The organism is Paenibacillus sp. FSL H7-0323 (assembly GCF_038002725.1).
Lineage (GTDB): Bacteria > Bacillota > Bacilli > Paenibacillales > Paenibacillaceae > Paenibacillus_AQ > Paenibacillus_AQ odorifer.
The window spans coordinates 1,862,115-1,878,218 of sequence record NZ_JBBODB010000001.1 but is presented as its reverse complement, the minus strand read 5'-3'; the positions used below and the strand labels follow the sequence as shown (position 1 = coordinate 1,878,218).

Genomic DNA, 16,104 nt, shown 5'->3' with positions numbered 1-16,104 from the left:
CATTGCAAGAACAACGTTGATTATTATATAATTAGATATATATCTAATGTATCAATGTATTGTGAAATTCTAGGAGCGTGAACCCAGTGCAGTTGGAGAAAATCGTGAGTTATCATAAAGCTTTAGCTGATCCAACGCGTCTTCGCTTATTGTTGCTTCTGTCCCAAGGAGAAATGCACGGGCAAGCGCTGGCTGAGAAGTTGAATTTATCGCAGCCTACAGTCACTCATCATGCGGCTAAATTACGTGAAGCGGCTCTAATAAAGGAAAGACGCGACAAAAATACAGTTTACTTTAAGTTGAATCCGGAGTTTATCAATAATGGGGCTGAAGCTTCACTGCAATTTATTTTTTCGAAAGGAGCTGAGAATATGGAAGAGCAATTGCCTGAGAATAGTCTTCAGGATACTGTAATTCGTAATTTTTTCTCTAAAGATGGCCGGCTGCGGCAAATTCCAGCACAATACAAGAAGAAATTGATAGCGCTTCAATACATGGTTGAGAAGCTAGAGCCAGGTGTTGTTTATACGGAAAAGGAAATCAATGAGTTTATTAAGCAGTTTCATGAAGATTTTGCCACTATTCGTCGTGAATTCATCATGCATCAGTTTATGTATCGTGAGAAGGACAAGTATGAACTAAATCCTCGAGAAGTATGGACTCGGTGGGAATATGTCAAATAATGATCTTTTAAATATTAACATTCTGTGTCGATTTGAAATGTACTGATTAATTATTCGAATTTCGAATAAAATGGAATTGTAAGCGTTATCTGAGACATATTTAGAAAGGAGACTTTCGTTATGTTATTTAAACGCACAAAAAAGCAACCCAAATCAGATCATGTAACCGTCACATTACCTCAAGTGAAACAGGCGATTCGAAAGTTCGAAGAAGATATGCCTGGACCTATTAATAGAACAGCATTAATCTTAGAGGACAAAAGAATCGATATGAGTCGTCTGAAACGTTATTTGGGTGGAATACCCGAACGGAATTTCTATATGTCTCGAGAGACCTATGAAATTTTCGAGGAAGAAGACAAGTTAGTACCGTATTATCTTGATTTAGTTCAGGCTGCTGTAGACAGTTATATTAGTGATACAGGCAAGCTACCACTGCTTGAAGACACCTGGTTGCCAGAGGTTCATTATCGGTTGTTATCTACAGAAAGTTATCTAAAAGAAACACCTCCTTTTCCGTTGTATATTACGGATGAAGAAATGATGCTGACCCATCGGGCAGAGCATTTCGAGTAAAGGAATGACGTAGATATGAATCTTCACAAAGACTGTTCAGTAAAAGGGAAGCCACAAATCCTTTTTGTTGAATAGTCTTTTCTTTGTCTCTAAAGGCATAGTACAATTACATTCTGTAGGTTAGGTTTGAAAATTAACAGCATGTAAGGGGAATTGCTTGATGAAGGATGTACAAGCTATTTTATTTGATCTGGACAATACTTTAATGGATCGCGACTATACATTTCGCAGCTTTAGCACTCAGTTCGTGCAGGATTTTCTTGGGCATCTTGAACCTGCGGAAGCGCAGGCCGTGATCGAGGATATGATCCACAGAGACGCTGATGGCTACCGTGATAAAGACGGATTTTTTTTAGAACTTAGTGAGATCCTGCCTTGGGAAAAGCCTGTGTCGGCTGAACATATCCGAGCGTATTATGATGCGAGCTACATCAATCATGGTGCAGCCATGGAGCATGCTTTGGAGGTTCTGGAGTATTGCGTGGAGCGTGGATATACTTTGGGGCTGGTCACCAACGGTAAAAAAGAAATCCAGAACACCAAAATTGATATTCTCGGCCTGCGAGAGTACTTCAAGGCTATTGTTATATCTGGAGAAGTTGGCATTGCGAAGCCTGATCCTGCGATTTATCAATTAGCTTTAGACAGGTTGGGTGCCTCTGCGGATCAAACCTTGTTTATAGGGGATCATCCGATAAATGATATCTGGGGGGCAGGTAAGGCTGGCCTTGAAGGGATATGGCTGCAAAGGAAACATCCTTGGGACGATCAGTTGGACATCCAACCTTGGAAAATGATCCGTGAGCTGAAAGAATTAAAGGCTATTTTGTAATCTGGAAAATTTGGGGTTGACATTTTACTGCTGCACCAATTATGATAACAGCATCTTAAATTTCGGAAGGAGACGATGTTTTATGACAGTTTTAAATGTAATGAACTCAACTGTTGTGGATACGTGTCTTCCGGGAACAGCTGCTGCCGAATAATTGATTCGTGCAGTTTAGCAGGTAAGCTCAATTACGCTTATTAGAGCCACCGGGAACCGTATAGGGTCCGGTGGCTTTTTTGCGTGTATAGAAAGATTGGATTTGGTGTAATAAATCCACATGTCTATATACCGCCGCCGGAGTCTTTATTTCCGGCGGCTTTTTGTGTTCTCGGAAAACGCCAAGGGGCAAGAAAAAACATAAACATATCTTTTAGGAGGAAATGAATGAATAGCATAAAGCAATATGGTTGGAATGAAAACTGGAGTACAAAATGGAATGAAAAGTGGAGTCATGCAGAGGATAAACAATTTATTCCCGGGAGAATCGTTGGTGATTTTAGCAGTAAGTACAAGGTGTTAACTGATGTAGGAGAGACGTGGGGAGAGCTTGCCGGGAAGCTGAGACACACATTTGTAGCCTCGGGTGATTTTCCTGCCATTGGAGACTGGGTAGCATTGGCGATGCAAGATGGCGGCGAGCATGGAATCATACATGGCGTATTGCCTCGGCAGAGTGTGATCTCACGCAAGGTCGCAGGAAATACACAAGATGAGCAAATTGTTGCCTCCAATGTAGACACATTATTTCTGGTCAGCGCGTTGAATGATGACTTTAATGTTCGCCGGATGGAGAGATATCTGATCATGGCTTGGAATAGTGGGGCAAATCCAGTTATTCTACTCACTAAAGCGGATCTTTGTCCGGATGCAGACAGTAAAATCGCTGAAATGGAGAGCGCGGCTCCCGGAGTATCAGTACATGCTGTTAGTGCAATACAAGATGAAGGACGCGAGAAGCTGCTGCCTTACATTGGTGAGGGTCAAACAGTAGCTCTTACAGGCTCTTCCGGTTGTGGGAAGTCGACAATGGTCAACTGGCTATGCGGAAAGAACCTTCAGATTACGCAGGATGTTAGAGAAGGGGATAGCCGCGGACGTCATACTACTACCCACCGTGAACTGTTTGTTTTGCCGGATGGGGGGATTATCGTAGATACACCGGGGATGCGGGAGCTGCAGCTCTGGGAAGATGAAGGTGGTCTTGATCTAGCGTTTAGTGATATCAGCGGTCTAGCTTCTAAGTGCCGGTTTAGTAACTGTAGACATGAACGCGAAGAGGGCTGTGCTGTACTGGAAGCAGTCCAAACAGGTGAACTGGAAGAGAAGAGACTATTCAACTACCGAAAAACACAACGAGAAGTATTGTACCAAAATAATAAAGAAGCCAAGCTTAAGAGAAAAAGCGCAGCTTCCACTAAAGTGAGTTCATCCAGAACCAGAGGATACGGATGGCGTAAAGAGCTGGATGAATATTAAAAAGAATTGATATAACGGCATAGACATTGAAAAAGGGCGCCCCTTAGCTTTTGACAGCTAAGGGGCGCCCTTCATTATTGAATTGAATCTAAACGGTTATGGTTTAGAAGGATGCAGCAGTTTCCTTAGCCAGTTGCAATCCGTTTTCAATGATTTCAGCGGATTGTGCTGGAAGTTGGTTGTGGCCTTCGATGATTACTTGTGTAATATCTTTAATTCCCCACAGGTTAAGGTTACCAACGATGAAGTTTACTGCCATTTCAGCACTTGCAGCAGGACCTTCAGAGTAGATACCGCCTCTTGCATTCAGAACGATTGCTTTTTTACCTGTCAAAAGACCAACTGGACCTTCAGCAGTGTAAGAGAATGTTTTACCAGCTTGGCAAAGGTAATCTACATAAGTGTGCAATACAGCAGGTACAGTCATGTTCCACAGTGGGAAACCGAATACTACCTTATCTGCAGCGATGAACTGATTAAGATATTTATTAACGATAGCGGCACCAGCTGCTTCCTCAGGTGTTGCTTCGTATCCTTGAGCGGCTTTATACATACCAGTGATCAGGGTATTGTCGTAGTATGGAAGTTGCTCTGCGAACAGATCAAGCTCAGTGATTTCATCTTCTGGGTGGTTGAGTTTGTAGCTCTCCAAGAATTCATTGTACAGCTTAACACTTACGGATTGTTCTGCTGGACGGTTGTTTGCTTTAATAAATAGAACTTTAGACATTATGATTTCTCCCTTGCATGTGTGTATTTAATATTAACTATATTTAATATAGCATGTAATCTTTTGTTTGTAAATTATTTTTTTGTTCTTGAAATTTGTTTGCGCTTAAGGAGTTTGAAAAAATGAAAACAAGGTTAATAGGTGATACAAGAGAACAGGAAATAATTTCCTGTCTCTATAAGTTCCAGAATGATCTAAAAGGAGCGATTGACATGTCCATCGATCGGTTTATCATTAAAAAATTGGACAGCTGTCACGAAGAGCATACGCGTCAGAATTTAGTGAAGCTATTTAGACTTCGAATCCAGAAAGCTGAAAAAGCAGAGCAGAAGAATTACAAGATCAGCTGATAATTGCTTAGCTCTTCCTAATAGTCGATTTTTCGCTGAATGAGACAGAGTCCTTGGGTTAAAAAAGTCCGTAAATATAGCAGAGCAGTGATCCTCCCGTTAAGGGGGGATCACTGCTCTGCGTTTTTTAGTTCTGGCAGATTGCTTCAGCATAAAGGGGCAGCAAATGAAAGCCAACCTACGACAAACGTCACTTTTGGCAGGTGACATAGTAGGGTCAGGCCACCTGATACATCTAATCTGCTAACCAATGCAAAGTCATTTGTTGAGTTACATACCAAGTCAACTGCTAAGTTACACACTGAGTCAGTCACACGCCAAGTTAACGGCTAAGTTACTAACTGAGTCACATAACTAGTAACGTGTAGGTCACTAACTGAGTCACACATTAAGTCAACCGCTAAACGACTTACTAAGGCACACAACAAATCTCCCGCTGAGTTACCCACTGAGTCACACACCAAGTTAACGGCTAAGTCACCTCACTGACTAACACAACTAATCACCCGTTGATTAACTCACTGATCTACACACCAAGTAACACCAAGTCACCCGCTGATTAACTCACTGAGCTACACACCAAGTCACCCGCCGAGTAACCCACTGAGCTACACACCAAGTAACACCAAATCACCCGCCGAGTAACCCACTGAGCTACACACCAAGTTAACGGCTAAGTCAGACAACAAATCACTCGCTAAGTGACCTTCCAAGTATCCTCAGCGGCCAACGGACTCAGATGACGCTATATGCGAATTTTCAGTCATTAGAGCAGAGTTTCGGACCCCAGTGAAGCTATTCAGCTTTTTGAGGTCGATAATTAGTGTTTTTCGCGCCAATAGTGACTCTGGGGTCCGATAGAATTACAAATGAGCCCAAAAGTTACGATTAAGGTCATCTGAGTCCGAAAGCAGTGGCTATGAGTTCAAAAGCAGCGACTAAAGCTACAACAGTAGCAACTATGTACACGATAGTAACAACTATGTACGCGACAGTAGCAACTATGTACACGACAATAGCAACTATGTAAACGACAATAGCAACTAAAGCAAACTCAGTTTCGAATTTAGATTACCGCGGACTCAGATGACGCTATATGCGAATTTATGAGCATTAGAGCAGAGTTTCGGACTCCAATGCAGCTATTCGGCTTTTTGAGGTCGATAATTAGTGTTTTTCGCGCCAATAGTGACTCTGGGGTCCGATAGGATTCCAAATGAGCCCAAAAGTTACGATTAAGGTCATCTGAGTCCGAAAGCAGTGGCTATGAGTTCAAAAGCAGCGACTAAAGCTACAACAGTAGTAACTATGTACACGATAGTAGTAACTATGTACACGATAGTAGCAACTATGTACGCGACAGTAGCAACTATGTACACGACAATAGCAACTAAAGCAAACTGAGTTTCGAATTTAGATTACCGCGGACTCAGATGACGCTAAGTGCGAATTTATGAACATTAGAGCAGAGTTTCGGACTCCAGCGCAGCTATTTAGCTTTTTGAGGTCGATAATTAGTGTTTTTCGAGCCAATAGTGACCCTGGGGTCCGTTAGAATTCCAAATGAGCCCAAAAGTTACGATTAAGGTCATCTGAGTCCGAAAGCAGTGGCTATGAGTTCAAAAGCAGCGACTAAAGCTACAACAGTAGTAACTATGTACACGATAGTAGTAACTATGTACACGATAGTAGCAACTATGTACGCGACAGTAGCAACTATGTACACGACAATAGCAACTAAAGCAAACTGAGTTTCGAATTTAGATTACCGCGGACTCAGATGACGCTAAGTGCGAATTTATGAACATTAGAGCAGAGTTTCGGACTCCAGCGCAGCTATTTAGCTTTTTGAGGTCGATAATTAGTGTTTTTCGAGCCAATAGTGACCCTGGGGTCCGTTAGAATTCCAAATGAGCCCAAAAGTTACGATTAAGGTCATCTGAGTCCGAAAGCAGGCGGCTATGGGGATGGCCGGCAAGCAGCAATCCAAACGTGCCATGAAATAGCACAAAATCAGTACAAAGTAGCACCAAGCAGAACCTAGCAGAACCTAGCAGAACCTAGCAGAACCTAGCAGAACCAAGCAGAACCAGCGAAACCAAGGTCCCTGACTTTGATAGTTGAAGCTATGTATGCCTATGTATTTGCAAATAGTATCTAAATCAAACGGAGTGTCATTTTGGATCAAGTTTAGCTTCAAAAAGACAACGAGTCCAAGCAGCACCTCTTGTCTACTTAGGACGTTCCTTATTAGAAAGCTTAGGACAGCAATGTTGTGACAAAAAAACTACCCCTCCATTAATAGAGGGATAGCGCCAATGAATCATTTTCACTGTAACTGTGCAATATAGCTTCAGAGCCTTTAATTTCGATACTAATCAGAGAATTGAGGCATTTCTGGAGGGCACTTTTGCCCTTTTGAATTTTGAGCTCCAGCGTACTGTTAAGTAATCTAAGTACTTTTTGAGTGGGCTGTTTATTTTCTGTTGTGAAATACACAGGTACAAGTTTGTTCTGAAATGTGATGAGCATTCTCATTTTGAAATCACCTCGCTACAAGTATTTCATGTTAATGATCATACCCCTTGTTTCTTAATTTTACCTTAAAATTAGCTTATGATAACATAAAGATTGCTAGTTTAATATACATTTATATGTAATACAGGAAGGATACAATAATGTGAATGAGAAAGAACGAACGGATTTAACGGATTTAACGGAATTTTTATTTCCAGATCGGGTAACCGACCAAGTAGTTTTAAATGAATTGTTAAATACTGCGTCTACAGCAGAAAGGATAGGTAGATTCAAATATAGAGAGAAGGAGAAAACTAAAGATCTGTGTTTACAAATACATAAGGATAAAATACTAGCCTACTGCAATAATACACCGGACTCTCCTCCGTGTGTGCTGAAGAACAGAGAGGAAACAGAGAGCTTTTGTCTCGAGTTGTTCGAATGTGAGAGAGCAATGGAGCCCTTTGCTCACGGGATTCCGGCGTTACTAATGTCAAAAAAAAGGTTCGAGGAGCTGAAAAAAGGCTCTGATTCCTCTACGGTTCACAGACTCTCAGAGTGTTTAGCTGCAGAGACAGGAGATGATGTCCATTCCAACCATCTTGCACAAGTGATGAAATGCTTCGACGCAGAGGGAGAATTGCGACTCTGTATTTCTAGTGAAAATGGCTGGAAGTTTCAGTATGCTAGCTTCATAAGTGATCATTCAAGTGGCTGGTTGCTGCGAATGAGCAGCGATCCTTCCCAAGACTGGATTGTAGCTCTTCCTATATCGAAAGCACAATTATGTGGTTCTGTTGCAGAGTGGGTGTTTCATTCCTCTTCTTTTCCTAGTCCACAATAACCGTTGAATAGGGAGGAAGAGTAAGCTGATCTGAATTTAAGGTCACTTTGTCAGCAGTTGTCTTTTGGATCTTGGTGTAAGAGATACCCTCGGCATTTGGATGAAGCGTAATGATTTGTTCATCTCCAGTTAGGTTATGAACAACGAGGACTTGATCCTCTGTTGTTATACGTTCGTAGGCCATTACCCCTGCATTGCCAGAAGTGTAGTCTCGAATTCCGCCATCACGGAGCGCAGAGACTTCGTTTCTTAACGCAATGAGTTCGCGGTATCTTTTAAGCAGTGAGCTGCTGTCGTTAGTCTGGCTTTCGACATTAATGCTAACATCATCAGCGTTATTGCTGCCGACCTCCCAAGTAGTCTGCCCCTCACCCTGATCCGCTGTCATCCATCTCATGGGCTCACGAATTCCTTCATCTGGTTTTACACCAAGCATTCCTATTTCTTCACCATAATAAATAAAAGGATTTCCAGGTAAGGTTAACAGCAGGGCTGCTGCCATTTTTGCATGATCCAGATTGCCGTCTAATTGACTCATGACTCTGTTTTGATCATGATTTGTCAAAAAAATTGCATCGGTAAAATGGCTATCAGATATTTTGGAGTACAAATTATACGTACGTTCCAGCGTAAAGGCAGTCCCGCTGTCTTTTTCAGTTTTCACGGAATTAATAAGGGTCTCGGCTAACCCAAAGTTAAAGCTAGAGTCGAAGGCTTGATCCAAATAAGCCCCTACGGTGACTGCAGAATTCTCCCATACTTCGCCGACAATATAAGCTTGAGGATTCACTTCATTCATCGCTTTGCGGAAATCCTGCCACCAAGATACATTTTTATTAGTTGTGGCTTGGCTTTTGTCGCTTAGAAGGTCTTCGTAAATATGTTTAGCAGCGTCTAAACGGAATCCATCAACCCCTTGTTCCAGCCAAAACTTGCCGATATCTTTCATTTCATTACGAACTTCCGTTTGATCAAAATTTAGATCAGGCATGCCTTCCCAAAAGCCACCTAGATAATGACTACCCAGTAAAGAGTGCCATGCACTGCCACTACCAGCGGCACTAGCTCCATTGGCAGGGCGTCCTTGATCTTCGGCCCATATGTACCAGTCGCGATATTTGCTGTCTTTATTTTTAGCGGAATCTACGAACCAAGGATGTTCTTTGGAGGTATGATTCACGACCAAATCCATAATTACTTTAATCCCACGTTTATGCGCCTCCGTAACGAGCTCTTGTAAATCCTCAATCGTCCCATAATCTGGATTGATTGCACGATAATCTGTCACATCGTAACCATGATAGCTTGGTGAAGGGTTAATAGGCATAAGCCAAATCCCACCGATCCCCAGATCGTCTGTGGTGTCAGGATTTCCGTCATTTAAGTAATCTAGTTTCTTGGTAATCCCTTTGAGGTCACCGATGCCATCCCCGTCAGAGTCATAGAATGAACGAACAAAAATCTCATAATAAACCGTTGAGGGCTGTTCGTCAGTGGTAATCGTTTTTGCAGCGGGAGGTGTTGTAGTATTCTGAGCTGTATTTGCTTTTGGCGATGGAGAAGGGGAGGCAGAGGAAGGAATATTGTTATTATTTCCTGAACAACCGGATAGCAGAACGGCAGTTAAGCTAAGAGTCAAAAGTCCGTTTATTGTGTGTTTTTTGGCGATAGATGTTGCTCGTTTATCCATATAAAATAACCCCTTCTGCTGCAATTTTCCTATAAAGGAAATGGTAAGCGCTTTAATTCTTATAGTACTGTAATCAAATCCTCAGGTAAAACGTTTGCACAGATATAAAAACAGCAAATCCAGTGATATTTATCCATAAAATCAATAAAAACCGCTGATATCATGGATATTCTTTTAATTCCCCACGATATTCGGGATTTTAACCTTTCAGTAGGCATGTGCATATGCTTTAAGCAAGGGCGAAGGACCCGGTAAGAAAGGAGAATGAAGAATGAAGATTCGGAAAAAGCTGTCATTGTCGCTCATGATCATTACTTTATGCTTTTCAGTACTTGCCGGTTGCGGCGGAAAGTCAGAGACGGTAAAGGTGAAGATTGGGGAGGTTACCCGCTCTGTCTTTTATGCACCCGAGTATGTTGCCTTGACTCAAGGTTTCTTCAAAGATGAAGGGCTGGATGTAGAACTGCAGACGATTCCCGGTGGAGATAAAACCATGACTGCATTGCTCTCAGGAGCTATTGATGTGGCGTTGGTTGGTTCAGAAACCTCCATTTACGTGTATCAGCAGGGCTCGGATGATCCGGTCATTAATTTTGCACAGCTGACTCAAAGGGATGGAACATTCCTGTTCGCCCGTAAGGCTGATGGAGATTTTAATTGGGATAAAGTGAAGGGCTCTACCTTCCTTGGTCAAAGAAAAGGCGGAATGCCACAAATGGCAGGCGCGTTTACTTTATCTAAAAAGGGAATTGATCCTGCGAAGGATATTACCTTGATCCAAAATATCGATTTTGCTAATATTGCCGGTGCATTTGCTTCAGGTACTGGGGATTATGTGCAGCTGTTTGAGCCGCAGGCCTCTATCTTCGAACGAGAAGACCGGGGAGCTGTAGTGGCATCGTTTGGGGTGGAGAGCGGTTATTTACCTTATACGGTATTCATGTCAAAAAACAGCTACATTAGCAAAAATGGAGACACCGTGCAAAAGTTCACTAATGCCATCCAGCGTGCTCAGCTTTGGGTGAAGGAACATAGTCCTGAAGAAATTACGGATGCCATAATAACTTATTTTGATAAAACGGATCGTGACATTGTGATTTCTGCTGTAAAACGCTACAAGGAACAGGACACCTACGCTATTAATCCGGTTGTTGATAATGAAGAATGGAATAATCTGCTAGATGTTATGGACAACGCAGGTGAACTTAAAGAACGTGTTCCAGCAGAAAAGATCGTGAATAATACTTTTGCTGAAAAAGCTGAAAAGACCATAAAGAGCAGTAGCTCTAAATAAGAGAGATAAGATCCTAAATGGATTTTGTTAACTATAAGGAGGGGATGACCTTGCTTCCAGTAGTGCAATTAAAGGGAGTAACGCATGCCTATCTCGGCGATCGGGAAGCTTCACTGGCCGTTGAGGATCTAAATCTTAATGTCGAGCAAGGAGAATTCGTCAGCTTAGTAGGCCCAAGTGGCTGTGGTAAGACGACTCTCCTATCGATTATTGCCGGACTGCTGCAGCCCTCTGAGGGAGAAGTATTCGTAAATGGCCAACCCATTCTAGGCCCTTCACCTGAGGTTGGATATATGCTGCAGCAGGATTATCTTTTTCCTTGGCGGAGTATTCTTGACAATGCCGTGCTTGGACTGGAGCTGACCGGAAGCTTAAACGAGGAGAGCCATAACCGGACTTTGGAGCTGCTGCGCGAGATGGGATTAGAAGGGAAAGAACAGGCCTATCCTTCTCAGTTATCCGGAGGGATGCGGCAACGGGTGGCTCTTGTACGAACATTAGCTACCAATCCAGGACTGCTGCTGTTAGACGAGCCGTTCTCGGCACTTGATTATCAGATCAAACTTCAGCTGGAAGATTTAGTCTCAGAGACCTTACGCAGCCGGGGAACCACGGCTATTTTGGTCACGCATGATCTGTCAGAAGCGATTGCGGTCAGCAGTAGGGTTATTTTATTGCAGCGAAATCCAGGGAAGATTCGTAAAGTTTTTCCTGTTCCGGAGCTAATCCGCTCAGCCCCACCGCTGTATGCGCGTGATCAGCCAGGGTTTGCGGAGCTTTTTCATGAAGTATGGACAGAGATGGAGATCGCAGGGAGGGAAAGCTAATGAAACGAACAGAGCAAGCGGGTGTCTTAGCTTCCCGTGAACTGTGGCTGCAGCAAATGCATGTGGATTTCAAAAAAACTAAACAGCGCCGGCGTAATCAGGTTATTGCTGTAAGAAGCAGTCTGTTGCTGCTGTTCTTTGTGTTGTGGGAAGCGGGAGCAAGAATGGGCTGGATTGATGAGTTATTGTTCAGCTACCCGACAAAAATCTTCAAACAGATTTGGCAGGATATGATCAGTGGAAGCTTGTGGCCTCATTTGGGGATGACGGTAGGAGAGACTGCGGTAGGCTTTGTTCTGGGAACCTTGTTAGGAACACTGCTGGCAGTGATTATTTGGTGGTCTCCGTTTTTATCAGCGGTGCTTGATCCGTTTATGGTTGTCTTTAACAGTATGCCGAAGGTGGCCTTGGGGCCGATTTTTATCGTAATGTTCGGGGCGGGTTTCACCGCTATCGTTGTGACAACCTTATCGATTACGGTGATTATTACTACACTTGTTGTTTACAATAGCTTTTGCAGTGTGGATCCTAATCTGGTGAAGGTGGTCCGCTCTTTTGGAGCTTCTAAAGTTCAGGTGTTTTTTAAAGTGATTCTTCCGGCATCTTTTCCAACGGTGGTCTCTACCCTAAAGGTGAATGTGGGAATGTCATGGGTCGGGGTTATCGTAGGAGAGTTTCTAGTAGCAAAATCCGGTCTTGGGTACCTGATCATATATGGATTCCAGGTGTTTAATTTCACGCTTGTAATGTCCAGTCTGCTGATTATTGCAGCCGTAGCAACGGCAATGTATCAACTGGTAGTGTATCTGGAGAAGCGCTTGTTATACCGTCGGTAAGTCTAATGTAACGTTGTGTCCATTCACAAAATCTTGTAACATGTCTATATCTTTACCTATTAACGGTTAGTGCTTTTAAGGAGAGATAGGGTTATGGGATTTCGTGTGATTAAAACAGCTGCTGCGACGTTAATGTCCGTTCTTCTCGCGTCTGCAGTAGGCATACCCAATGCACAAAGTGCAGGGCTTTTAGCCATTCTGGGTGTGGAGGTTACCTTGAAAAGGAGTTTCCGGACGATAACGGCGCGTTTTTTGGCCTCGCTCGTGGGACTCTTTTTTGGGTGTATTTTATTTTGGATATTAGGGTTTCATTACTGGGTACTTGGACTGTACGTTCTTGTTGGCTTTCCGATGATTGTGAAGTCTGGCTACAAGGAAGGGATTGTCACTAGCTCTGTTATTGTGTTTCGTGTGTTTGGACAAGCTGAGTTATCGCTACATGTGTTGTTGCAGCAAGTAGAGCTACTGGCCATAGGTCTCGGTTCAGCGGGGGTGGTCAACTTAATTTACATGCCACAGACTGGGGGAGTTATTTATGGAATCCGCAAGGAAGTGGATCGATACTTTTCAGTTATTTTTACTCAGATGGCCCGTACTTTGCGTGAGCCTGCGTATATGTGGGATGGGAAAGAATTAATTGATGCGGATAATGCAGTGCAGCGGGGACTGACAGCAGCTACTCGCGAGATGGAGAATCATGTAATTCATCCTGATGAAGCTTGGAATGTCTATTTCTATATGCGTAAGGAGCAGCTGGAATCGATACAAAGCATGATGCAGCTGATTTCTCAAGTATATCGCCATTTACCGCATGGAGAGATGGTAGCTGAATTGTTCGACCAGCTTAGCGGAGATGTTTTGGCTGAAGAATATACAGGCCGCACGGAACATTTGCTGGAAGAGCTTGAACATGAGTTTGAAAGCATGGATTTGCCAGAGACCCGTGAGGAATTTGAAGTGCGATCAGCGATTCTGCAGCTTTGCAGAGAATTGGCACTTTATTTGAAAATTGCGAAACGCCATAAAATACCGGTCAGCTATAAGCCTGAGAAACGTTTGCTCACCCGGAAAAAAGCTTAAAATTAGGCTTTAATAAAGTGAAGTATTAACATTCGCCCCTGAAATCACGATAAAATATGTATGAACTAAAAGTTGATCTTCGAAAGGGATTAACAATTATAGGGTGAGTTCAAATTCAAGCAGGGAATTCATATACGGATTTTCCGCATTGGCAGGTGAGGCGTATGGACAAAGATATGGAATCATTTATCGGAAAACAACTTGTAGCTAACCTCTTTAATGACAAAGGAGTATTTGTTTTACCCGCATTGACTTTATTGAGTGCTGAACATATTAGATTAATTCGTCAACATAAGATCACTCTGGAATCTCATGACGTCGTCCAGCTGGATAGCGCGGAATTTTTCCAGCTTGCAATTGATGATTGTACAGCTGCGATTGAGAATATTTTTGAACAGATTCGTCATAACAAAAATAAAAGAATTCCTATGCTGGAAGTTAGAAATGAAGTGATTCCGTTTATCCAGCAGGTAAGCGAAAAGAATGACTTCTACGGAGTATTGGCTGCTTTGCAGACCAAAGATGATTATACATACAGACATAATGTAGCTGTGGGCATAATATCTACCCTGCTAGGCAAATGGCTGAAGCTAAAGTCTGAGGATTTGAGCATGTTGACCATTGCAGCGACTCTTCACGATATCGGCAAAATGAGAATCCCGGATGACATATTAACCAAGCCCGGTCCATTATCCGACGAAGAGTTTCAGCTGATGAAAAAGCATACGACCTTTGGGTATGAGATGATCAGGGATACGGTAGGCACAAACCATACCCAAGCGCTAGTAGCCTTACAGCATCATGAAAGAATGGACGGCAGTGGTTATCCATTTGGTGTGCTTGGGAACCGGATTACTGATTTCAGTAAAATCGTTGCTGTGGCTGATGTGTTTCACGCGATGACCTCCGACCGATTTTATCGTAAAGCGGCTCCTTTATACGAAGTATTACTGCAAATGGAGGAGAGCGTGTTCGGTAAGCTCGACCCTTATATTTGCAGAGTATTTATTAATAAGTTAATGCAGTCAATGCTAGGGAACGAAGTGGAATTGACAGATGGGCGAAAAGGAAAAATTGTTATGATTCTTGCTACAGACCCTTTGCGGCCACTGGTGAATATTGATGAGGATTTTATTGACTTAAGCAAACATAGATCACTTGGAATTGTGCGGGTAATCCCGCAATAGCTGGTGTTTTAAGGTTTTATGAGGGGGTAGGAATGGCTCCGGAACAGGTTGGACCATTTTTGGAATCTACTCATATATGTACAAAATTTGAAATAAAATGAACTATGAGTCTCCTGAAAAAGCCTTCTTGAGGGCTTACTCAAATTTATTTATAGTCTAACAATCAACAAATGCCTAGAACCTGCATACACTTGATAGTGAATGATTGTATGGAGGAGGTTCAAAGATGTCATTAAGCCATAAACGTCAAACAAGGGAGATCATTACGAAGGCAATTTGCGGCAAAGGTCGTAAGTTCTCTACAGCAACCCATACCGTGACTCCGCCACATCATCCGACTAGTATTTTGGGGGCTTGGATTATCAACCACCAATACGAAGCGGTTGCCGCCGGGAACGGAATCGAAGTAATTGGTACTTATGATGTAAACATCTGGTACTCGTACGACAAGAACAAGCAGACCGAGGTAGCAAAGGAAACAGTCTCTTATGTGGAGCTCATTCCGCTTTCCTACCTGGACACGAGACACCGCACTTCAACAGTTGAGGTCTCTGCGGAGGCAACGCAGGAACCCAACTGTGTAGAGGCGGGCGTATCGCCAGGCGGAGGCAGTGTGACACTTCGCGTAGAGCGCGAATTCGAAGTGGAGTTGGTGGCTGAGACCAAAGTCCGTGTGTATGTCACTGAGCAAAGTGATGATCCAGAAGACAAGGATTATGATTTTGAAGGTGATAGCTTCGATTACGATGATCTGGACCCTGACAATCTGGATGATGAGCTGTAAGGAAGGATACGCCGCCGTTAACTGAGTATCAATGGGTTATGGTCCATTATATGTAGGGAGTGCGGCGGCGTAGAGGGCGAATGCCCTCCTTTTTTTTATTTATTTTTAGGATGAAAAAAGGTTCACGCTCGGATGGAGGCGCTAAAGAGTATGAATGAAGGTCTTAAGGTGTATTCAGAATTGTCTGTGGCAGAGAGAGAGTCCAGATTGCTTAGAAGCGGGGTTGAAGCAACGCTGACGCCCTCTGGAAAACGGTTTGTCGATACATATGCTTCACATGCTACTGAGAAGGGCCACAGGCAGTGTTATAAGATATTGGTTTATCATTTGACTGTCCTCCACATCTCTTTGCTTGGAGCAGGTCTTGGAATGCGTGCGGCCGCCGATAATTACAGCGAAGC

Annotated in this window: 15 protein-coding genes; 12 read left to right on the top strand and 3 right to left on the bottom strand. The window is 43.0% G+C overall.

Features of this window, described 5'->3' with window-relative positions; translation table 11 throughout:
• Nucleotides 1-86: 86 nt before the first annotated feature.
• From MHH89_RS08615 to rsgA, 4 genes are all read left to right on the top strand, one after another.
• Nucleotides 87-683, top strand: coding sequence for a DUF2087 domain-containing protein (locus MHH89_RS08615; RefSeq protein WP_036688006.1), 597 nt, complete (start codon nt 87-89; stop codon nt 681-683).
• A 120-nt stretch (nt 684-803) separates the two neighbouring features.
• On the top strand, nt 804-1,259 hold the full coding sequence (locus MHH89_RS08610; RefSeq protein ID WP_036688004.1) for a DUF3939 domain-containing protein: 456 nt from the start codon (nt 804-806) through the stop codon (nt 1,257-1,259).
• Nucleotides 1,260-1,419: 160 nt separating this feature from the next.
• Nucleotides 1,420-2,091, top strand: coding sequence for an HAD family hydrolase (locus tag MHH89_RS08605; protein ID WP_076280028.1), 672 nt, complete (start codon nt 1,420-1,422; stop codon nt 2,089-2,091).
• A 381-nt stretch (nt 2,092-2,472) separates the two neighbouring features.
• Nucleotides 2,473-3,564: a ribosome small subunit-dependent GTPase A gene (gene rsgA / locus MHH89_RS08600; protein WP_341086836.1), complete on the top strand. Its 1,092-nt coding sequence runs from the start codon at nt 2,473-2,475 to the stop codon at nt 3,562-3,564.
• Nucleotides 3,565-3,667: 103 nt separating this feature from the next.
• On the opposite strand, the gene MHH89_RS08595 is transcribed toward rsgA, so the two are convergent.
• Nucleotides 3,668-4,294, bottom strand: a complete 627-nt coding sequence (locus tag MHH89_RS08595; RefSeq protein ID WP_076128352.1) for an FMN-dependent NADH-azoreductase — start codon at nt 4,292-4,294, stop codon at nt 3,668-3,670.
• A 122-nt stretch (nt 4,295-4,416) separates the two neighbouring features.
• Here MHH89_RS08595 and MHH89_RS08590 point away from each other — a divergent pair, with 122 nt between their 5' ends.
• Nucleotides 4,417-4,644 carry a hypothetical protein gene (locus MHH89_RS08590; protein ID WP_038571602.1) on the top strand — a complete coding sequence of 76 codons (228 nt, stop codon included), beginning with the start codon at nt 4,417-4,419 and terminating at the stop codon, nt 4,642-4,644.
• Between the two features lie 2,298 nt (nt 4,645-6,942).
• Here MHH89_RS08590 and MHH89_RS08585 read toward each other — a convergent pair.
• Complete coding sequence (locus MHH89_RS08585; RefSeq protein WP_036687997.1) at nt 6,943-7,182, bottom strand: hypothetical protein; 240 nt, start codon at nt 7,180-7,182, stop codon at nt 6,943-6,945.
• Between the two features lie 142 nt (nt 7,183-7,324).
• Here MHH89_RS08585 and MHH89_RS08580 point away from each other — a divergent pair, with 142 nt between their 5' ends.
• A complete protein-coding gene (locus tag MHH89_RS08580; RefSeq protein WP_076128355.1) occupies nt 7,325-8,005 on the top strand; it encodes a hypothetical protein in 681 nt (226 codons plus the stop codon).
• Here the strand turns inward: MHH89_RS08580 and MHH89_RS08575 are convergent.
• Complete coding sequence (locus MHH89_RS08575; protein ID WP_076128357.1) at nt 7,992-9,695, bottom strand: alpha-amylase family glycosyl hydrolase; 1,704 nt, start codon at nt 9,693-9,695, stop codon at nt 7,992-7,994. The two genes, MHH89_RS08580 and MHH89_RS08575, sit on opposite strands and share 14 nt — an antisense overlap.
• Nucleotides 9,696-9,966: 271 nt before the next feature.
• On the opposite strand from MHH89_RS08575, the gene MHH89_RS08570 reads away from it, so the two are divergent.
• The 6 genes from MHH89_RS08570 (at nt 9,967) to MHH89_RS08545 (ending at nt 15,703) form a co-directional block, all read left to right on the top strand.
• Nucleotides 9,967-10,989 (top strand): ABC transporter substrate-binding protein, encoded by a 1,023-nt coding sequence (locus MHH89_RS08570; protein ID WP_076128360.1) that lies wholly within the window; start codon nt 9,967-9,969, stop codon nt 10,987-10,989.
• A 50-nt stretch (nt 10,990-11,039) separates the two neighbouring features.
• Nucleotides 11,040-11,816 carry an ABC transporter ATP-binding protein gene (locus tag MHH89_RS08565; RefSeq protein ID WP_076128362.1) on the top strand — a complete coding sequence of 259 codons (777 nt, stop codon included), beginning with the start codon at nt 11,040-11,042 and terminating at the stop codon, nt 11,814-11,816.
• On the top strand, nt 11,816-12,652 hold the full coding sequence (locus MHH89_RS08560; protein WP_076128364.1) for an ABC transporter permease: 837 nt from the start codon (nt 11,816-11,818) through the stop codon (nt 12,650-12,652). The genes MHH89_RS08565 and MHH89_RS08560 overlap by 1 nt, the downstream gene beginning before the upstream one ends.
• A 93-nt stretch (nt 12,653-12,745) precedes the next feature.
• Nucleotides 12,746-13,732, top strand: a complete 987-nt coding sequence (locus tag MHH89_RS08555; protein ID WP_076128366.1) for an aromatic acid exporter family protein — start codon at nt 12,746-12,748, stop codon at nt 13,730-13,732.
• A gap of 164 nt (nt 13,733-13,896) precedes the next feature.
• Nucleotides 13,897-14,919, top strand: a complete 1,023-nt coding sequence (locus MHH89_RS08550) for an HD-GYP domain-containing protein (protein WP_051491532.1) — start codon at nt 13,897-13,899, stop codon at nt 14,917-14,919.
• A gap of 226 nt (nt 14,920-15,145) precedes the next feature.
• Nucleotides 15,146-15,703, top strand: a complete 558-nt coding sequence (locus tag MHH89_RS08545) for an outer spore coat protein CotE (protein WP_036687755.1) — start codon at nt 15,146-15,148, stop codon at nt 15,701-15,703.
• Nucleotides 15,704-16,104: the final 401 nt, after the last annotated feature.

Excerpts from the sequence above, each read along its gene's own strand:
- MHH89_RS08610 (WP_036688004.1), top strand. The coding sequence starts at position 804 with ATGTTATTTAAACGCACAAAAAAGCAACCCAAATCAGATCATGTAACC.
- MHH89_RS08605 (WP_076280028.1), top strand. The coding sequence starts at position 1,420 with ATGAAGGATGTACAAGCTATTTTATTTGATCTGGACAATACTTTAATG.
- rsgA (WP_341086836.1), top strand. The coding sequence starts at position 2,473 with ATGAATAGCATAAAGCAATATGGTTGGAATGAAAACTGGAGTACAAAA.
- MHH89_RS08595 (WP_076128352.1), bottom strand. The coding sequence starts at position 4,294 with ATGTCTAAAGTTCTATTTATTAAAGCAAACAACCGTCCAGCAGAACAA.
- MHH89_RS08590 (WP_038571602.1), top strand. The coding sequence starts at position 4,417 with ATGAAAACAAGGTTAATAGGTGATACAAGAGAACAGGAAATAATTTCC.
- MHH89_RS08585 (WP_036687997.1), bottom strand. The coding sequence starts at position 7,182 with ATGAGAATGCTCATCACATTTCAGAACAAACTTGTACCTGTGTATTTC.
- MHH89_RS08575 (WP_076128357.1), bottom strand. The coding sequence starts at position 9,695 with ATGGATAAACGAGCAACATCTATCGCCAAAAAACACACAATAAACGGA.
- MHH89_RS08570 (WP_076128360.1), top strand. The coding sequence starts at position 9,967 with ATGAAGATTCGGAAAAAGCTGTCATTGTCGCTCATGATCATTACTTTA.
- MHH89_RS08560 (WP_076128364.1), top strand. The coding sequence starts at position 11,816 with ATGAAACGAACAGAGCAAGCGGGTGTCTTAGCTTCCCGTGAACTGTGG.
- MHH89_RS08555 (WP_076128366.1), top strand. The coding sequence starts at position 12,746 with ATGGGATTTCGTGTGATTAAAACAGCTGCTGCGACGTTAATGTCCGTT.
- MHH89_RS08550 (WP_051491532.1), top strand. The coding sequence starts at position 13,897 with ATGGACAAAGATATGGAATCATTTATCGGAAAACAACTTGTAGCTAAC.
- MHH89_RS08545 (WP_036687755.1), top strand. The coding sequence starts at position 15,146 with ATGTCATTAAGCCATAAACGTCAAACAAGGGAGATCATTACGAAGGCA.